We start from the raw sequence: 18,346 nt of genomic DNA, 5'->3' as shown, positions 1-18,346 counted from the left end.
AATGAAAAAAATTATTTTATGTGGTGCTGGCGATGGCGGGCTTCGAGCAAAGTATTCCTTAACGCAGGGGTTTGAAGTTGTGGCTTTTACGGATAACAATCCTAAAAAGCAAGGGAACACTTTCCTGGGGAAACCTATTATTTCTCCTAGTGAAATTAAAGAATGGGATTACGATTATGTAGTTGTTAGTAACATTCATGGAGATCAAGTGATTCCTCAATTAATAAATGAATATGGTGTGTCACCTGATAAGATTATAGATCTCTATCATAATTTAATGTTTGACACTCGAGTTGCTATGCTGCGGCAAGTTGCCGATGAAATTAATGATTCTAATATTACTGGAGCTGTAGCTGAACTAGGGGTCTATCAGGGTGAATTTGCGCAATATATTAACAGTACATTTCCAGACCGTCCATTTTATTTATTCGATACTTTTGAGGGTTTTCATGAAACGGATATTTCTTATGACACACAAAATGAATTTTCAGACGCACAAGTAGGCGAATTTCAGGATACAACTCCTGAGTTAGTACTCAAAAGGATGCCTTACTCGGAACAATGTATTATACGTCAAGGATTTTTTCCGGAAACAGCGCAGAACTTGGAAGAACAATTTGTGTTTGTAAGTATAGATGTTGACTTGTATCAGCCTATTTTTGAAGGGCTTAAGTACTTCTATCCCCGATTACAAAAAGGTGGATATATATTTATTCATGACTATAATAATAGTCGATTTTTTGGCGTCAAAGAAGCAGTAAAAAACTACTGCAGGAGTAATAATATAGGATATGTTCCGGTTAACGATCTTTGCGGGAGCGTAATTATCGTGAAGTAATTGAATATTAATCCTACTAGATTAGAGGGATGCTTATGGATATGTCAGTCAGGTCGACCATGCTCCCATATGGGCAGCAGTGGCTGGATGAAGCGGATATTCAAGCTGTCGTGCAGGTGTTGAAAGGAGACTTTATTACCCAGGGCCCTACTATACAGGCTTTTGAGCAAAAAGTAGCGTCGTATTCTGGAGTAAAGTACGGAGTCGCTTTTAGCAACGGCACGGCAGCTCTGCATGGAGCATGTTTTGCGGCAGGCATAGGACCGGGCGACGAGGTCGTTACCACGGCGCTTACTTTTCTAGCCAGTAGTAACTGCGTCTTATATCAAGGCGGAACTCCTGTTTTTGCAGATATCCAACCGGATACCTACAATATCGATCCTAATCAAATTGAAGCAAAGATAACATCGTCTACAAAAGCAATCATTCCTGTCGATTTCAGTGGCCAGCCAGCCGAGATGGAGCAGATTACCGCAATTGCGAGAAAACATAATTTGGTAGTCATTGAGGATGCAGCACATTCGCTGGGAGCGGATTATCGAGGACGTAAAGTTGGCTCATGGGCGGATATGACAATGTTCAGCTTTCACCCTGTTAAACATATCACAACAGCCGAGGGCGGCATGATTGTTACAGACAATGAACAGTTTTATAAAAAACTCCTTCAATTCCGTAGTCACGGAATGACCAGAGATCCCCAAGAATTAACGAAAGACGAGGGCCCTTGGTATTACGAGATGCAATCGCTCGGTTATAATTACCGAATGACGGACATACAGGCAGCTCTAGGTGTTTCGCAAATGAATAAGCTTGACGCATTTGTTGAAAAAAGAAGAGAATTAGCCTTTTTGTATGAACAAAAGCTGAAGGGGATTCCTGGAATTATTTTGCCAACGCAGCATCCTGATACACATTCAAGTTGGCATTTATATATTGTACAGTTTACACCTGACTTTAAGGGTGGAACCCGTAGAGAAGTATTTGAAAAATTACGCAATATGAACATAGGGGTTAACGTTCATTATCTTCCGGTTTATTTACAGCCTTATTATCAAGATCTTGGATACAAAGAAGGTTTATGTCCTATTGCAGAGTCTTATTATAAAAATGCGATTACTCTTCCGCTGTATCCTAAAATGTCGGAAAAGGATATAGATTATGTAGTAGAGTGTATAAAAAGACTTGCCAATCATTTGGCATGAATAGGACATGATCCTAGTCGGTACTATAAAGTTTGAAATAAGATGGGTTATAGGCCCTACCTCAGATAAGCGATATCGCGGACAGGGGTGGGGCTCTAATCTTTTGAAGGGGTTTTTATCGGCAATTCGAAGCCTAATCACTCGCTATTTATGCATATATTAAAGAAAACAACCAGGAACGAAATTCTTTTTTTGAAATCAGGGCTTAAGTCCAAGAGAGATTTGAATTAATTCATTTTTTGAAAGAGAGGGCTGTCAATGAAGATTGCAGTTATTAAAGGTTCGGGCGTGATCGCCCCGTACATCATGCAAGATTATGCAGAAGCTTTTAAAGAACAAGGACATGAATGTATAACAGTAGAAATAGAATCCTCTTTTGACGAAGTGACACTCCAAAAAATCGTAAACTTTAACCCAGAATTTGTAGTGGCTTATGGTTACGTAGGAGTGCTCCGAACAAGAGAGGATCGTTTTTTACTTCGAGAGCTAGCGATACCTGTGGTTTGCCTTCATTATGATAATCCCTTTTTTGGCTTGGACGATAAAAAGGAAATGGAATTCAAAAATTATTCGGATTACTACCATCACTTTATTTGGGACGAGCTGTACTTGAATTTATTTTTAGAAAAGGGTTTTAAATATTGTTATAAAATTATGCTTGCTACAAATCCTAAGCGCTTTTTTCCTGAGCCAAAAACTTCATCGACGGAGGGGATGATCTCCTTTATTGGGAGTATTGCTAGAGGGGAGAGCACACAAGAGGAGAACTTAGAGGATCTTTTTATAAACTTTATTATGTCTCAAAAAATTAAAAACCTAGAAGTTCCCATGATGGAATTGTGCTATGAAGCATTCAAAATAAAAGAATTTCAACCTATTTCTTTATTATATCAAAAAAATTCCGAAGCATTTTGGAAGCAAATTTACTACCCACTGCATAGAAAAGGAAGTGCAGAATATAGAAAACACATAATTAATAGTCTAGAGGGCATTGACATACATGTGTATGGAGCTAAAGAAAGTTTTAATTCCAATATTATCAGTAAGCCAAGCATTCCTTATAGCCAGTTATCCAGGGTTTATCAAAACTACTCTTTGAATCTCAATATTTCTTCATTACAATTAGAAACTTCAATAAATAACCGTGTTTTTGATGTTTTTGCCTCCAAGGCATTTGTATTAAGTGATTATAAAAAAGATATGAGGGCTGCTTTTCCGGATTTTTGGGAAGAAATTTCTTATATGAATTTGGAAGACCTCGTTGTTAAGGCTGATTATTATTTAACGCATCCCAAGGAGAAAGAAGAGCTTACGGAACAGCTCTATCAAGAAGTGCTCGAAAAACATACTTATGCCCACCGTGCTGAGCAAATTGTTCAAACCATTTCCGAGAAGCTGCCTATCAAGGGTATGAAGAGTACAGCTCCAGCATTCCATTCCAATAAATATGAGCAGTTAACCGACTTCTGTCCAATATGTGAAAGTAAAGAATTCACTCAGCTTCATACCGTTAATGGACATGATGACTTTGTTGTTAATTTGCATCGTTGTTCAGCTTGTGCTGCAGTATTCATGAATCCTCAACCAACAGCAGAGTATCTTGATTGGTTCTATAATGAATTGTATTACTCGGAAGCACATCGAAAGAAAATGGGTTGGAGTGCTGATATAAGTGAAGTCAGTGCAGCTTCTTTGCGTAATTACGAAGTTCGAATGGATTTTGTGGAATCATTTACAAACCAAACCGTGTTTCCGAGAGGTCGATTGTTGGATGTTGGATGTTCAACGGGGAACTTTTTGTTAGAAGCTCGTTCCCGATATTGGGAAGTTCAAGGTATAGAAGTGTCAGACGTAGCAGCGGAGCAAGGAAGAAGGGATTATCAGCTTGACGTTATTAGCGGGGTACTCAATGAAGAGACATTTGAAGATTCGACTTTTGACGTTGTAACAGCTTGGGATGTTATTGAACATATATCTGATCCACACTTCTTTATAGGAAACGTAAAGCGTGTGTTGAAAGCTGGTGGCCTTTTGGCATTGAATACTCCTAATGTGAGCTCGACTGTTAGTTATCATGCGGGAAGCGGATGGAGACATCTAGATCCACCTCTGCATGTGATTTTGTATGACCATATTTCTTTGAGAGTGCTTCTGAAAATACATGGCTTTGAAATCTTGAAGATTTCATCAGGGTCGGAATATTTAGGACAGCTTCAACTGGTAGCCCGGAAATTGGGATAACCTTCATCATTTTCAGTGAATGGTATACAGTAAAAATATTTTTGGCAGCCGTTTCGATGTGACTTGCATAGGGTATATAGCTTACAACTCTATTATTCTAAGTGTTTCACTAGTTATTCTTTCTTTTAAATATTGGAATATAATTGAATGTAATCATTTCATATTCCAATTGACAACGAAAGAGACAGGGTGTTATATTCGAGTAGTAGACCAGCATTTTTTATTTGACAATGAAGGGAATGTTCGTGCATGCAAGGTAAAGTGAAATGGTTTAACGCAGAAAAAGGTTACGGTTTCATCGAAACAGAAGATGGCGGCGACGTTTTCGTTCACTTCTCAGCGATCCAAATCGAAGGATTCAAGACGCTGGAAGAAGGACAATCCGTTGAGTTCGACATCGTCGAGGGCGCTCGCGGACCGCAAGCATCCAACGTTACTCCTCTGTAAGTCTAAGCCGTACACCTGCCTACATAGATGATTGCGCTTTGATGATTTATGCGGGTTGGACATACATGCGACTCGGCTGGAAGGCTCCGTTTATACGGGGTCTTTTTTTGTTTTTTTACCTGGGTCAAAAAGCCTGCGTAAAAAGTAACAAAAAAGTTACAAAAGGTTACAAAAATAAGCGGGCAAAGCAAGCTTATTTTCGGATATCAAATGACCCTATGTTGTTCTTTTGCTTTTATATACAAAAAGCATATAAAAATAGCGAACTCATGGTTTATTGTGCTTGTTTTGCGTTTAACAATAAAGAGTAAAGACAAGGACCTAAAGCCTAGTCTTTATAAGCTGGCTTACCCACAAAACAACCTAATACACCAAGGGGGGATAGTGCAAAACATGGTAAAGAACAGGAAAGTGTGGGCCGTTTTAATTGCCCTGGTGCTCGTATTACATACTATGCTTGGCGCAGGAATCGGCCGAGCACAGGCGGAGGAAGCGGCGCCAACCGGACAAGCTGTAGAACAGGAAGCGGCATCATCCACAGAGGTTAACGTCGTTGAAGAGGAAGTGCAGCCTGAAGCCGGACAGACCGGAGACCAGGCAGTTGTTGAAGAAAGTGCTGCAGGTAACACAGAAGCGATAGAAGAGGCTCCGGCAGCAGATGCCGAGACTCCGGTCGCTGAAGAAGAGGCTCCGGCAGCAGATGCCGAGACTCCTGCCGCTGAAGAAGAAGCTCCGGCAGCAGATGCCGAAACTCCGGTTACAGATGCAGAAGAACCGGCAGCAGGAGAAGAGACTCCTGCAGAGGAAGTGAAAACTCCTGAAGAAGAAGTGAAGACTCCGGAAACGGATGTTGAGACTCCTGCTGAAGAAGCAGCTGAAGAAGAAACAGCCGAAGAAGCAGCAGCTGAAGAAGACGCTGAACTTGCTGCAAAAGAAGCAGACGCAGAAGCAGAGGTAACAGCGGTAGTGGAAGAAAACATCATCACGAACGTTTCGATCACAGATCGCGATGGCAACGTAGTTGATGCCGATAACCCGGCTAGCGTGGATGACGCACTTCAACTGAATTACCAATTTGCACTGCCGGACGGCAAAGGATATGGAAACGGTTCAACTTTTGAATTCAACATTCCTTCAGAGTTCCCGATCTACAACGCAGTTACTCAGCCGCTGATCGTGAGCGACCGTGCGGGCGAGACAATCGGTGAACTCCAAGTTACCACTGAAGGTAAAGTCAAGCTTACGTTCAATGATTACATCGCTAAGAATGTGAACGTAAAAGGCAGCCTGACAATCCGTACAGTATTGACAGAGACCACGGTGAAGGGACAAGAGCAGGTTGAAGTTTCTTTCCCAGTATCGGAGACCGTACTTCCTGTCATCATTTATGTTAAAAATCCAGTAGGCACTACTCCGGATAGAGAGAACCCGAATCTTTTGTACAAGCTGCATACTTCCACGAACTACGCGGATAAGCAGGCTGCATGGGGGATCTTTATTAACAAGGATAAACTGCCGCTGAACAATGTCGTTATAACCGACACGTTCCCGAACGGAGGACTTGAGCTCGTTAGAGCGTCGCTCTTCGTTGGCGTTGAGGATGGCACAGATTCTAACGGGCATATTCAATACAGCGCTTACCCGGCAGATAAGTACAGCGTGGAAATCCCGGGTGACGATATGCGTAACGGCTTTATCGTAAGATTCAATGGCCCTGTAACGGAAAGCCTGAAAATTACGTACACCACTAATTATGACAGCAGTACACTGACTGACACTACAGTTAACCAAGGGTTCGTCAATCGCGCCAACATGACGGCTGTAATCGATGGAGAAGGCGGAGAAGGTCCTGCACAAGAAATCAACAAGCAATCGCAGATTGCCTTCTACGAACCATTCATTGGTAAAGAGGGTGCGCAGAACGGAGATCGTCTGAACTGGTCCATCACAATCAACAAAAACCAGTCCAAGATCACCAATGCGCGCATCATCGACACAGCAGACGGCAAACAGACACTGGATGCCGAATCGTTCCGTCTTTACAACGCAAGTGTAGATCGGAACGGTGTAGTGAGCAAAACGGGTGAACCGCTGACAGCAGGCACAGATTACACATTGAGCATTGCAGACGACGGTAAAGCAGGTTTCATTCTGTCTTTCAACAACGAGATCAATTCCACTTACGTGCTGGAATACTCGTCGACGTTCAACGCTGCTGAAACGGATGATCTTACCGAAATCGCAAATAATGTTCGCTTCGAAGGTGAAGGCATTAGAGGCGGTACAGTTGAGAGCGAAAGCAAGATCATTGTACGTGTAACAACAGGTTCCGGTTCGGGTTCTGGTACGCCGCCGGTAACACCACCGGTGAACCCACCAGTAGAACCGCCGGTAAACCCGCCGGTAAACCCACCAGTAGAGCCGCCGGTAAACCCACCAGTGAATCCACCGGTGAACCCGCCGATCACTACAATTCCGGAAAATCCAACTCCGGTAGGCCCTCCGGTATTTACGCCGGATACACCAACGCCAGTAACGCCAACGCCGATAATTCCGACACCGGTAACGCCGACTCCGGATACAATAATTCCGGACGAGACGATTCCGCAGGGACCTCCAGTCGTACCAACGGAACCGGATACAACGATTCCGGACGAGACGATTCCACAGGGACCTCCAGTCATACCAGCAGAACCGGTAACGATGATTCCGGATGAGACCATTCCGCAAGGACCTCCAATCATCCCGGTTCAGACACAGCCAATTCCTGTGCAGCCGGAAATGATGATTCCGGATGAAACGATTCCGCAAGGAATTCCGGTTATACCGGGAACAGTCGTTCTAGGTGAGCAGATGCTTCCACAAACAGGCGAAGAAAGCAAACTTCCTTTCGTCCTGGGAGGTATGGGACTGATCCTGCTCGGATTGTTCCTGAGACGTTCGAGCCGCAGCATTGTGAAGTAAATCGTATCCTAAAGCTGTATAATGCAAGTCCAATAAGCTAAAGCCTTTCCACCCTGTTCGCAGGTATGGAAAGGCTTTTTGCTTTTCTAAATCCCCTGCATTGAAAACAAAAGTTAGATCAAATACGAGCGGTATAGTCTGCAGGTCGAATGGCGGATGTACAGTACTCGGTTCGTGTAAAAACGACCGGTCGCGTTTGTTCTCTTGCCGTTCTGGTTAAGAAGTAAGTATCGCGATGTAGCATGCAGGAGCTCGCAGGGGACAAAAGCAGGAGAGTTTTTTCGCAGACGCTTACATCGTTTTTACTCGGCATTAACACTGTGATATAATTGTGAAGAAAGAAAAAGGAGGAATGCCCAATGAATTTTACAATTCGTGGACAGCACATTGAAGTTACCGATGCTCTTAAGGAATACATCGACAAGAAGCTCGGTAGATTGGACAGATACTTCGATACTCCGCCTGAGAGCGAAGGCTTGGTGACACTGAATGTGCTGCGTACCGCTCAGAAGGGCAATACGAACAAGGTAGAGGTGACCATTCCGCTTCCAGGCAACGTAATCCTCCGTGCCGAAGATCGTAGTGATGACATGTACACTTCGATCGATTCCGTACTGTCGAAGCTGGAGCGTCAGATTCGCAAGCATAAGACGAAATTGAATCGACGTATCCGTCAGGACGAGAGCCTCAAAGGTTTGTTCGTTGACGAAGGTGCTAATGCTTCCGTTTCCCCATCTACGGATGAGGAAGAGGACGAACTGCAAGTGGTGCGCAACAAACGCTTCCTGCTGAAGCCGATGGATGTAGAAGAGGCTATTCTCCAGATGAATATGATCGGCCACAATTTCTTCGTCTTCTCAAATATCGAATCCGAAACGGTTAACGTCGTATATCGTCGTAATGATGGCAAATACGGCTTGATCGAACAAGAATAAGATTGACTTCAACAAAACCACCACAAAATTCAAAGAAAAAGAGTCTCGTCCGCATCGGATGAGGCTCTTTGTGCGTATATAATATGTAGGGGAATTTACGGATACAGGCGGACGCCGTCTTATGCGGTTGCCCGTGTCGGCACAAGCTGGTACAATTTAGGCAAACCATCCGTTTTGCACGAAAGGGGCACAACATGTTAGGACTTGTCAAAAAAATCTTCGGGGATATGAACGAACGGGACGTCAAAAAGTTCATGCGTACCGTGGACATCATCAATAAAATGGAACCGGATTTCGAAAAACTCACGGACGAGCAGTTGAAGAACAAGACAGTCGAGTTCCGCGAACGTCTGGACAAAGGCGAATCAATTGACAGTCTGCTGCCGGAAGCATTTGCTACAACACGCGAAGCTTCCAAGCGCACCTTGGGCAAGCGTCATTACGATGTGCAGATGATCGGCGGCATCGCCCTGCATAACGGCCGAATCGCAGAAATGAAAACAGGAGAAGGCAAGACGCTGGTCGGCACCCTTCCGGTTTATCTGAATGCCCTTCTGGGCAGAGGCGTACACGTTGTTACGGTCAATGATTACTTGGCTCAGCGCGACAGCGAGGAAATGTCTAAAGTCTATAACTTCCTCGGTCTTACCGTAGGTCTCAACTTGAGCGGCATGGAGCACTCGCAGAAGCAGGAAGCTTATGCCTGCGACATTACGTACGGAACGAACAACGAGTTCGGATTCGACTATCTGCGTGACAACATGGTTCTGTACAAAGAGCAAATGGTACAGCGTCCGCTCTATTTCTGTATCATCGACGAAGTGGACTCCATTCTCATTGACGAAGCGCGTACACCGCTGATCATTTCCGGTCAGGCGCAAAAGTCGACGGAATTGTACTTCTTGGCCGACCGTTTTGTGAAGCGGCTGCAGGCGGAAGAAGACTACACCGTTGACATCAAGGTCAAATCCGTTTCGCTTACCGACAAAGGTGCGGCAAAGGCTGAGCGCGATTTCGGTATTGAAAACCTGTATGACCAGAAGCATGTTATGCTGAACCACCACGTTGTGCAGGCGCTCAAAGCGAACGTTATTATGCGCCGCGACGTAGACTACGTAGTTGTAGAAGACGAAGTCGTAATCGTCGACGAATTCACGGGTCGCCTGATGGCCGGACGCCGCTATAGCGACGGTCTGCATCAAGCGATCGAAGCGAAGGAAGGCATTACGGTTCAGAACGAAAGCATGACGCTGGCAACGATTACTTTCCAGAACTACTTCCGGATGTACCGCAAGCTGGCCGGTATGACCGGTACGGCCAAGACGGAAGAAGAAGAATTCAAGAAGATTTATGGTCTGGAAGTTCTGCAGGTGCCGACTAACCGTCCGAACCAGCGGATCGATGCGCCGGACATTGTGTATAAGAGCGTGCCGAGCAAGTTCAGAGCAGTTGTTCAGGAAATTGAAGAGCGCCATGCCAAGAACCAGCCGATCCTGGTTGGTACGGTCTCGATCGAGAATTCCGAAGTGCTGTCCGAAATGCTGAAGAAAAAAGGCATTCGTCACCAAGTGCTGAACGCCAAGTATCATGCCGAAGAAGCCGAAATTATCTCGAACGCCGGTCAGCCGGGCGCGGTTACAATTGCGACCAACATGGCGGGACGCGGAACGGATATCGTGCTGGGCGAAGGCGTGCATGATGTCGGCGGTCTTCACATCATCGGTACAGAACGCCACGAATCGCGCCGGATCGACAATCAGCTGCGCGGCCGTGCAGGTCGTCAAGGTGACCCGGGTTCGACGCAGTTCTATCTGTCTCTGGGCGATGAATTGATGAAGCGTTTCGGTGCGGACAACGTGCTGAACATGATGGAAAGACTCGGTTTCGAAGAAGATCAGCCGATCGAGAGCCGGATGATTACCCGTGCGGTAGAGTCCGCGCAGAAGCGGGTTGAAGGCAATAACTTCGATACACGTAAGATTGTCCTGCAGTATGACGACGTGATGAACCAGCAGCGCGGCGTTATCTACAAGCAGCGTATGGAACTGCTGGAATCCGAGAACGTCAAGCAGATCGTGCTCGATATGATCCGGGCGACGATCGAGCGAATCGTCGAAGCGCATACAGGCGACGACATTCCGGAGAACTGGGAACTGGAGCAGGTAGCGGAGTACATCAACGCCAAGCTGCTGGAAGAAGGCGAGATCACTCGCGACGAGCTGTGGGGCAAGGAAGCTACGGAAATTACGGAGTACCTGTATGACAAAGTTGAACAGCGTTATAACGAACGTGAAGCGGAACTCGGCGAAGCCATGGTTCGCGAATTCGAGAAAGTTATTGCGCTTCGTGCGGTCGATCGCAAATGGATGGACCATATCGACGCGATGGATCAGCTTCGTCAAGGTATCCACCTTCGCGCTTATGGCGGTACGGACCCGCTGCGCGAATACCAGTTTGAAGGTTATGAGATGTTCAATCAGATGATCGCCAGCATTCAGGAAGAGGTTGCGACCTATATCATGAAAGCACGCGTGGAATCGAATCAGCAGCGCGAAGCGGTTATCGACGAGAAGAAGATCAGCACAAACAGCCCGACGCCGGAGAAGAAGGCATCCCGCAAGGAGCGCCGCGCCCAGCGTTAAGCAAAATGGCATCACGTTTGTCGGTGGACAGGCAGGGATAGACAAAGCGGCAGGTTGAATACCGCTTTGTCTTCCTGGCTCTACCTGCCCGCGTGAATACGGCCCGGTTACCGGAAATAGTTCCCGGGGCCGGGCCGAAGGGCTGTTTACGGACAGATATTCCTTTCATATATACAAAACTATCTACGAGGTGACCACAGATGATTGATCCGAATGTAAGGCATGATCTGCGCGAATTGGCGCAGAAATTAGTTAACCTTAGGGGGTCTCTTTGACTTAGATCTCAAGCAAGAAATGATTTCTAACTTCGAAGAGAAAATGTCCGCGCCCGGTTTTTGGGATGATAACGATAAAGCACAGGCCCTGATTGCGGAAATGAATGCGGTCAAAGGTTCTGTTGATCAATATGCGAAGCTGCAGCAGGAGTACGATGATGCCGCGCTGATGGCCGAGCTGGCGGACGATGAGAATGACCAGGAGATGGCCGATGAAGTGGCGGGCAGCGTAGGAGAGCTCGTCGCAAAAATGAACGAGTTCGAACTTCAGCTGCTGCTCAGCGAGCCTTACGACAAGCTGAACGCGATTCTCGAGCTGCATCCCGGAGCTGGCGGCACCGAGTCGCAGGACTGGGGCCAAATGCTGCTTCGGATGTACACCCGTTGGGCAGAAAAGCGCGGCTTCAAGGTCGAGACGCTGGACTATCTGCCAGGCGACGAAGCCGGCATTAAGAGCGTTACGCTGCTGATCAAAGGTTATAACGCTTACGGTTATCTGAAGGCGGAAAAAGGCGTACACCGCTTGGTCCGTATCTCTCCGTTCGACTCGTCGGGCAGACGCCATACGTCGTTCGTTTCCTGCGACGTCGTGCCTGAAATCGACGATACGATCGATATCGAGATCCGTACGGAAGATCTGAAGATCGATACGTACCGGGCGAGCGGCGCCGGCGGTCAGCACATCAATACGACCGACTCGGCCGTGCGGATTACCCACCTTCCGAGCGGTGTGGTCGTTACCTGCCAGAATGAACGGTCGCAGATCAAGAACCGCGAGCGGGCCATGACGATGCTGCGCTCCAAGCTCTATGAGCGCAGAATCGAGGAGCAGAAACAGGAGCTGGCCGAGATTCGCGGCGAGCAGTCCGAGATCGGCTGGGGCAGTCAGATCCGCTCGTACGTCTTCCATCCGTACAGCATGGTCAAAGACCACCGGACGACACACGAGACGGGCAATATCGGTGCTGTTATGGACGGCGAGCTGGACGGATTCATCGACGCTTACCTGCGCAGTCAGCTGAAGTCTGAAGCGGCGGAGTAAGCGTAAGAGATGCGAACAAGCAGAGGCGGCAGAAAACCGCTGATTCCCCTTGACGGCGTCGGACGCAACGTGCTCGACGTCGTCTTGATTGTAGTAGGAGCCTTTATTACCGCGCTGGCCTTCAATCTCTTTTTGCTTCCCAATCAGGTCGCTTCAGGCGGCGTATCAGGACTGTCGATCATTATTAAGGAATGGTTCGGAATCGAACCGGCGTTTACCCAGTGGATTTTCAATATTCCGCTGTTTATCGCTGGCGTCTTCTTCCTGGGTCGCCATTACGGTGCTCGAACGCTGCTCGGGACGATATGTCTGCCGCTCCTGATTTACCTGACGCGCGACTGGCCGATTCCGACTGCGAACCCGCTGCTCGGCTCGCTGTACGGCGGTATTGGCGTAGGTCTTGGCCTCGGTATCGTCTTCCGGGGGAGAGGATCGACCGGTGGGCTATCCATTGTGGCGCATCTGCTGCAAAAGTTTACCGGACTTGGACTATCGCTGTGTGTCATGTTGGTCGATGGTACGGTTATCGTGCTGGCAGGATTTACACTATCGCTCGAAAATGCGCTCTATGCGCTTATCGGACTGTATGTTACCGGCAAGGTGATTGACGCGGTAGAGATGGGGCTGGGGTATACAAAGGTCGCTTATATTATTTCGGACAAGCGTGAAGAGATGACAGAAGTTATTCTGAAAGATCTCGACCGCGGATTGACTGAGCTCAGTGCCCGCGGCGGCTATACAGGCGAGTCTCGGCCGGTACTGATGGTTGTCATCGGTCAGAGCGAGACGAGCCGGCTTAAGACACTGGTGCGCTCTGTCGATCCCGATGCTTTTGTAGTGATCAGCAACGCGCAGGAAGTGCTGGGCAAAGGATTTAAAATTCAAATGTAAGATCAGTTGTATAGCTGTATAGGAAGAGCGGTTTCCGGGTCAAATGACTACGGAAGCCGCTCTTTTTACCTTTTTTTGTTGCAGAAAAATGCAAAATGAACGAAAATCTTCCTGACTGCGAAGTGAGACGTCTTTTAAGCTTTGCCACAGAACGTAAACTTTTTGGAGAAAGGTTGTATTTATATGACGACAAACGTATAATAATACATATTATTTTAATTTTATGCACGGGATTATTCGGAAAACAACTTGAACGGGGGTCAGGAAAAATGGTGCACGATATTACCAGAGCGGCGATTGTAGGGGCGACAGGTTATGGCGGGGCTGAATTGATTCGTCTACTGCAGGCACATCCCCATACGGAAGTGACATGTGTGCTTTCGTCGTCAAGCAGCGGTACGCCGCTGAGCGGAAGCTTTCCTCATTTAACGAATATTGTGGAATTAGAGCTGGAGGCGATTGAACCGGCGGCAGTCAAGGAGAAAGCAGACGTCGTTTTCCTGGCCACACCGGCTGGCGTAAGTGCTGAACTGACTCCCCGACTGCTGGAGCAGGGACTGAAAGTGATCGACTTGTCCGGTGACCTTCGTTTGAAAGACGGAGCTGTATACGAAAAGTGGTACAAGCGCTCTCCGGCCTCAGACGATATGCTGGAACAGGCTGTATACGGACTGAGCGAAGTGTATGGCGAGAAGGCGGCAGGACATTCGGTCATCTCCAACCCGGGTTGTTTTCCGACAGCGACGCTGCTGGGGCTGATCCCGGCGGTTCGGGCAGGCTGGATCGATCCTTCGAGTATCATCATCGACGCGAAGACCGGTGTATCCGGCGCAGGACGGGGCATCGGACTCGGCACGCATTACAGTGAAATCAACGAAAGCGTAAAAGCTTATAAAGTAAACGCGCATCAGCATATTCCGGAAATTGAACAAGTGCTGGGCGCAGAAGCGGGACAAGAGGTAATCGTTACGTTCACCTCTCACCTGATTCCGATGACTCGGGGTATTTTAAGTACACTTTATGCAAAAATAAACGGTGCTCACGGCACGCAGGAATTTATCGATCTGTACCGAAACTTCTATGCAGGGCGTCCGTTCGTGCGAATTCGGGAGAACGGCATTATGCCGGCGACCAAAGAAGTCTCAGGCTCCAACTACTGCGATATTGGCTTCTCCGTGGACGAGCGGACCGGACGCGTTACGATCGTGTCGGTCATCGACAACATGGTCAAAGGCGCGGCAGGGCAGGCGATTCAGAATCTCAACCTGATGATGGGATGGGAGGAGTCGACAGGGCTTCATTTCGTTCCGATGTATCCTTGATTATATAACGAAAGGCGGAAGCGTCCCATGGCAGCTCCTTCTTACACCGTCGTCAAAGGCGGTTCGATCATTACTCCGCGGGGATTCCGGGCAGCCGGTCTGCACTGTGGATTGAAAAAAGTGGACAGAAACGATATCGGCGCTATTGTGTGCGAGGTTCCCGCATCGGCGGCAGCCGTGTATACGACGAATATTTTCCAGGCGGCACCGCTTCAGACGACGCGGGAAAGTCTGAACAATGGCATACTGCGCGCAGTCATCGTCAACAGCGGAAATGCCAATGCCTGCACGGGCAAGCAGGGAGAGGCAGATGCTTACGAGATGCGTTCGCTTGCCGCGAAGAGCTTTGGCGTAGATGCCGACGATGTGGCGGTCGCATCAACCGGGGTCATTGGCGAGAACTTGAAAATGGACTGCGTACGGGATGGCATTGCTCGGCTTGGTGATGCCTTGACAGACAGCGAGGACGGCGGAGAACAGTTTAGTCAGGCTATTCTGACGACAGATCTTGTGAAAAAAGAGCTGTGTCTTTCTCTGCAGATTGGCGGCCGTACGGTTACGATTGCAGGCGCAGCCAAAGGCTCGGGCATGATCCATCCGAATATGGCGACGATGCTCGCGTTTGTAACAACGGATGCCAAGATCGGCAGCGAAGCGCTGCATCGACTGCTTAAGCGGACGACAGATGATACATTCAATATGATTACGGTTGACGGTGATACCAGTACCAACGACATGCTGGTCGCAATGGCGAGCGGGCTTTCGGGTCAGGAACAAGAGCTTGACGAGAACCATCCAAATTGGTCGGTTTTCGCTGAAGCTTTCGGCGAGGTATGCCGGCATCTGGCAAAAGCCATTGCAAGAGACGGCGAAGGTGCGACCAAGTTGGTTGAAGTGGTAGTCAGCGGCGCAGAGAGCGCTGAATCGGCTCGTGCGATCGCCAAGACGGTCATTGGCTCAAGTCTGGTCAAGACAGCGGTATTCGGCGCAGATGCCAACTGGGGACGCATCATTGCGGCAGTCGGACGTGCGGGCGTACCTGTTAATCCTCATGCGGTCGATATCAGACTTGGAGATATCGTCGTATTGACGGCTTCCCAGCCGGTTTCTTTCGATGAGGACGCGGCTTTGGAGTATCTGAAGGGCGATGCGGTACGCATTTCCGTCGAGCTGAATATGGGTACGGAGCAGGCAACAGCCTGGGGCTGCGATCTGACCTACGATTACGTCCGGATCAATGCGGCGTATCGGACGTAAACTAGCGGAGGAGGAATAGGCATGATTCGAAACCCTTACTTATATAAAAGCGAAGGCGGCGCATCGGCTGTTCCGCAGCCGGGAGCATCAGAATCCGGCATGTCCAGCGTTCCGCAGGCTGGAACATCGGAATCGGGTGCGCCTGCCGCTTCCTTCGTAATGAAGTGCGGAGGCAGTACGCTGGCTGCGCTGCCGGAGGCTTTCTTCACCGATCTGGCAGAACTGCAGGCTGCTGGCGTACGGCCGGTGATCGTGCATGGAGGAGGCCCGGCGATCTCGGAGAACCTCGAGAAACTCGGCATCCCTACCGAGTTCGTGAACGGATTGAGAAGGACGACGGAAGAAGTACTGGATGTCGTCGAAATGGTACTGGCCGGAACGATCAACAAGCTGATCGTGCGGCGTATCCAATCCGCCGGCGGCAGAGCGATCGGACTGTCCGGTTCGGACGGTTCGCTGATTCAGGCGGAGCCGGTCACCAACACGGCAGAAGTTGGCCTGGTGGGCGACGTTGTCCATGTGGAAGCGGATATCGTCACTGGCATACTTGGCATGGGTTACATACCGGTTATTGCCCCGCTCGGCGTCGACGCAGGCGGACAGCGTTACAATATTAATGCGGATACGGCCGCAGGAGCGGTAGCTTCGTTTATCGGCGCCCATCGGATGATTGTCGTTACGGATGTGCCGGGTATCCTGAAGATGGTAGACGGCATCAAAAAGGCGCTGCCTTCCGTAACCTTTGCCGAGATTGAAGCCATGATCGACAGCGGCGAAATCTACGGCGGCATGATTCCGAAAGTCAAAGCCGCGATGAAATGCATTCATGGCGACGTTCAGGAAGTCGTCATCGTGAACGGAAGCGAAGAACGCGTCTTGAGCCGGCTTCTGTCCGGCGAACAGATCGGAACGGTTATCCGACGATGAAGTAAAAAGGGTTTTAAACGATCATGACAGTGAAGCGTACCAAGCGGAAGAAGAAGTCCAGTGAAGGAGCTGAAGACTTTCGAAGAAAGTCACATCGGAAGCATACGCTAACGGACTTTTTCTGGAGCTACCGCGTCAAACCCAGGAAGGAGCGTGCCAACCATGACCCAAGATAGCGCATTATTCCAAACGTACGCCAGATACCCGCTTGCCCTGACCAAAGGTGAAGGAAGCTGGTTATGGGACGATCAAGGAAACAAATACCTCGACTTCATGAGCGGCTTGGCCGTCACCAACCTCGGCCATGCGCCGAAGAAGGTTGCCGACAAATTGAAGGAACAGATCGATACCCTGTGGCATACGTCCAATCTGTTTGTTGTGCCGAAACAGGAAGAAGCTGCCCGGAAGCTGGCCGAAGTCGCGCAAGCCGATGCCGTCTTTTTCTGCAACAGCGGAGCGGAATCGAACGAAGCCGCGATCAAGCTGGCCCGCCGTTATTTCCAGAAAGTGAAGGGCGAAGAGCGCTACGAAATCATTACGCTCGGACAGTCGTTCCACGGCCGTACATTGGCTACGCTGACTGCGACCGGCCAGGACAAGGTCAAGGAAGGCTTCCTTCCTCTGCCGGCCGGATTCGTTACCGTACCGCCGCATGACATCAAAGCGATCGAGAACGCAATTACGGAACATACGGCAGCCGTTATGATTGAGATGGTTCAGGCGGAAGGCGGCGTCTACCCGCTGGACGAAACTTATGCGAAGGGGATCGAGCAGCTGTGCCGGGATAAAGGCATTCTGCTGATCGTCGACGAAGTACAAACCGGAATGGGCCGTACGGGTGCCTGGTTCGCCCATCACCGTTACGGAATCAAGCCGGACATTTTCACTGTCGCCAAAGGTATCGCTTCGGGCTTCCCGGCAGGAGCGATGATCGGACGAGCGTATTTGAAAGAAGCTTTCACGGCCGGCAGTCATGCCACGACGTTTGGCGGCACGCCTCTCGCTTCGGCCGCAATCATTGCGACGATCGAGACCATGCAGGAGGACAATCTGCCGGAGAGAGCGGCGGAAATCGGCGAACTGTTGATGAACAAACTGCGTGAGCGCTTGAAGGGCAATCCTTTTGTGAAAAGCGTACGCGGACTCGGACTTCTGATCGGGATCGAATGCGCAGAGCCGATTGGCGAGCTGGTGCTGGAAGGACAGAAGCGGGGGCTGCTGTTCGTGCCTGCAGGGCCCAACGTTATCCGCCTGCTGCCGAATCTGTACGTGAGCGAAGAAGAAGTGGAGCAGGCTGTCGATATCGTCGCTGCACTCATTGAAGAAAAGGTACCGACGCCAAGTGCGTAAACGCAGGATTACA

13 protein-coding genes are annotated in these 18,346 nt (G+C 48.9%); all 13 read left to right on the top strand.

Features of this window, described 5'->3' with window-relative positions; genetic code table 11:
- The first annotated feature begins 1 nt into the window (after window position 1).
- The 13 genes from F456_RS0114475 (at window position 2) to F456_RS0114410 (ending at window position 18,333) form a co-directional block, all read left to right on the top strand.
- Window positions 2–838: a TylF/MycF/NovP-related O-methyltransferase gene (locus tag F456_RS0114475; protein WP_018977765.1), complete on the top strand. Its 837-nt coding sequence runs from the start codon at window positions 2–4 to the stop codon at window positions 836–838.
- Between the two features lie 35 nt (window positions 839–873).
- The gene (gene pseC, locus F456_RS0114470) at window positions 874–2,040 is read left to right on the top strand and encodes a UDP-4-amino-4,6-dideoxy-N-acetyl-beta-L-altrosamine transaminase (protein WP_018977764.1); all 1,167 of its coding nucleotides are present in this window, start codon (window positions 874–876) and stop codon (window positions 2,038–2,040) included.
- Between the two features lie 258 nt (window positions 2,041–2,298).
- Window positions 2,299–4,281, top strand: coding sequence for a glycosyltransferase family protein (locus F456_RS0114465; RefSeq protein WP_018977763.1), 1,983 nt, complete (start codon window positions 2,299–2,301; stop codon window positions 4,279–4,281).
- Window positions 4,282–4,530: 249 nt separating this feature from the next.
- The gene (locus tag F456_RS0114460; protein WP_018977762.1) at window positions 4,531–4,728 is read left to right on the top strand and encodes a cold-shock protein; all 198 of its coding nucleotides are present in this window, start codon (window positions 4,531–4,533) and stop codon (window positions 4,726–4,728) included.
- Between the two features lie 393 nt (window positions 4,729–5,121).
- A complete protein-coding gene (locus F456_RS23695) occupies window positions 5,122–7,692 on the top strand; it encodes a collagen binding domain-containing protein (RefSeq protein ID WP_026293898.1) in 2,571 nt (856 codons plus the stop codon).
- A 359-nt stretch (window positions 7,693–8,051) separates the two neighbouring features.
- Complete coding sequence (gene hpf / locus F456_RS0114445) at window positions 8,052–8,627, top strand: ribosome hibernation-promoting factor, HPF/YfiA family (protein ID WP_018977760.1); 576 nt, start codon at window positions 8,052–8,054, stop codon at window positions 8,625–8,627.
- Between the two features lie 194 nt (window positions 8,628–8,821).
- Window positions 8,822–11,269 carry a preprotein translocase subunit SecA gene (gene secA, locus F456_RS0114440; RefSeq protein ID WP_018977759.1) on the top strand — a complete coding sequence of 816 codons (2,448 nt, stop codon included), beginning with the start codon at window positions 8,822–8,824 and terminating at the stop codon, window positions 11,267–11,269.
- A gap of 200 nt (window positions 11,270–11,469) precedes the next feature.
- A protein-coding gene (gene prfB, locus F456_RS0114435) for a peptide chain release factor 2 (RefSeq protein WP_157060101.1) occupies window positions 11,470–12,586 on the top strand; the annotation gives its coding sequence in 2 pieces (ribosomal slippage) (window positions 11,470–11,541 and window positions 11,543–12,586; 1,116 coding nt in all).
- Between the two features lie 9 nt (window positions 12,587–12,595).
- Entirely contained in the window at window positions 12,596–13,477 is an 882-nt protein-coding gene (locus F456_RS0114430) for a YitT family protein (RefSeq protein ID WP_018977757.1), read from the top strand.
- Window positions 13,478–13,746: 269 nt separating this feature from the next.
- Window positions 13,747–14,799, top strand: coding sequence for an N-acetyl-gamma-glutamyl-phosphate reductase (argC, locus tag F456_RS0114425; protein WP_018977756.1), 1,053 nt, complete (start codon window positions 13,747–13,749; stop codon window positions 14,797–14,799).
- Window positions 14,800–14,826: 27 nt separating this feature from the next.
- Entirely contained in the window at window positions 14,827–16,056 is a 1,230-nt protein-coding gene (gene argJ, locus F456_RS0114420) for a bifunctional ornithine acetyltransferase/N-acetylglutamate synthase (protein WP_018977755.1), read from the top strand.
- A gap of 99 nt (window positions 16,057–16,155) precedes the next feature.
- Window positions 16,156–16,983, top strand: a complete 828-nt coding sequence (gene argB, locus F456_RS0114415) for an acetylglutamate kinase (RefSeq protein WP_026293897.1) — start codon at window positions 16,156–16,158, stop codon at window positions 16,981–16,983.
- Between the two features lie 162 nt (window positions 16,984–17,145).
- A complete protein-coding gene (locus F456_RS0114410; protein ID WP_018977753.1) occupies window positions 17,146–18,333 on the top strand; it encodes an aspartate aminotransferase family protein in 1,188 nt (395 codons plus the stop codon).
- Window positions 18,334–18,346: the final 13 nt, after the last annotated feature.

The organism is Saccharibacillus kuerlensis DSM 22868 (genome assembly GCF_000378145.1).
In the GTDB taxonomy this organism is placed as follows: domain Bacteria; phylum Bacillota; class Bacilli; order Paenibacillales; family Paenibacillaceae; genus Saccharibacillus; species Saccharibacillus kuerlensis.
Note: the sequence above shows the minus strand (reverse complement) of the source record. Positions and strands in the feature narration are given on the sequence as shown.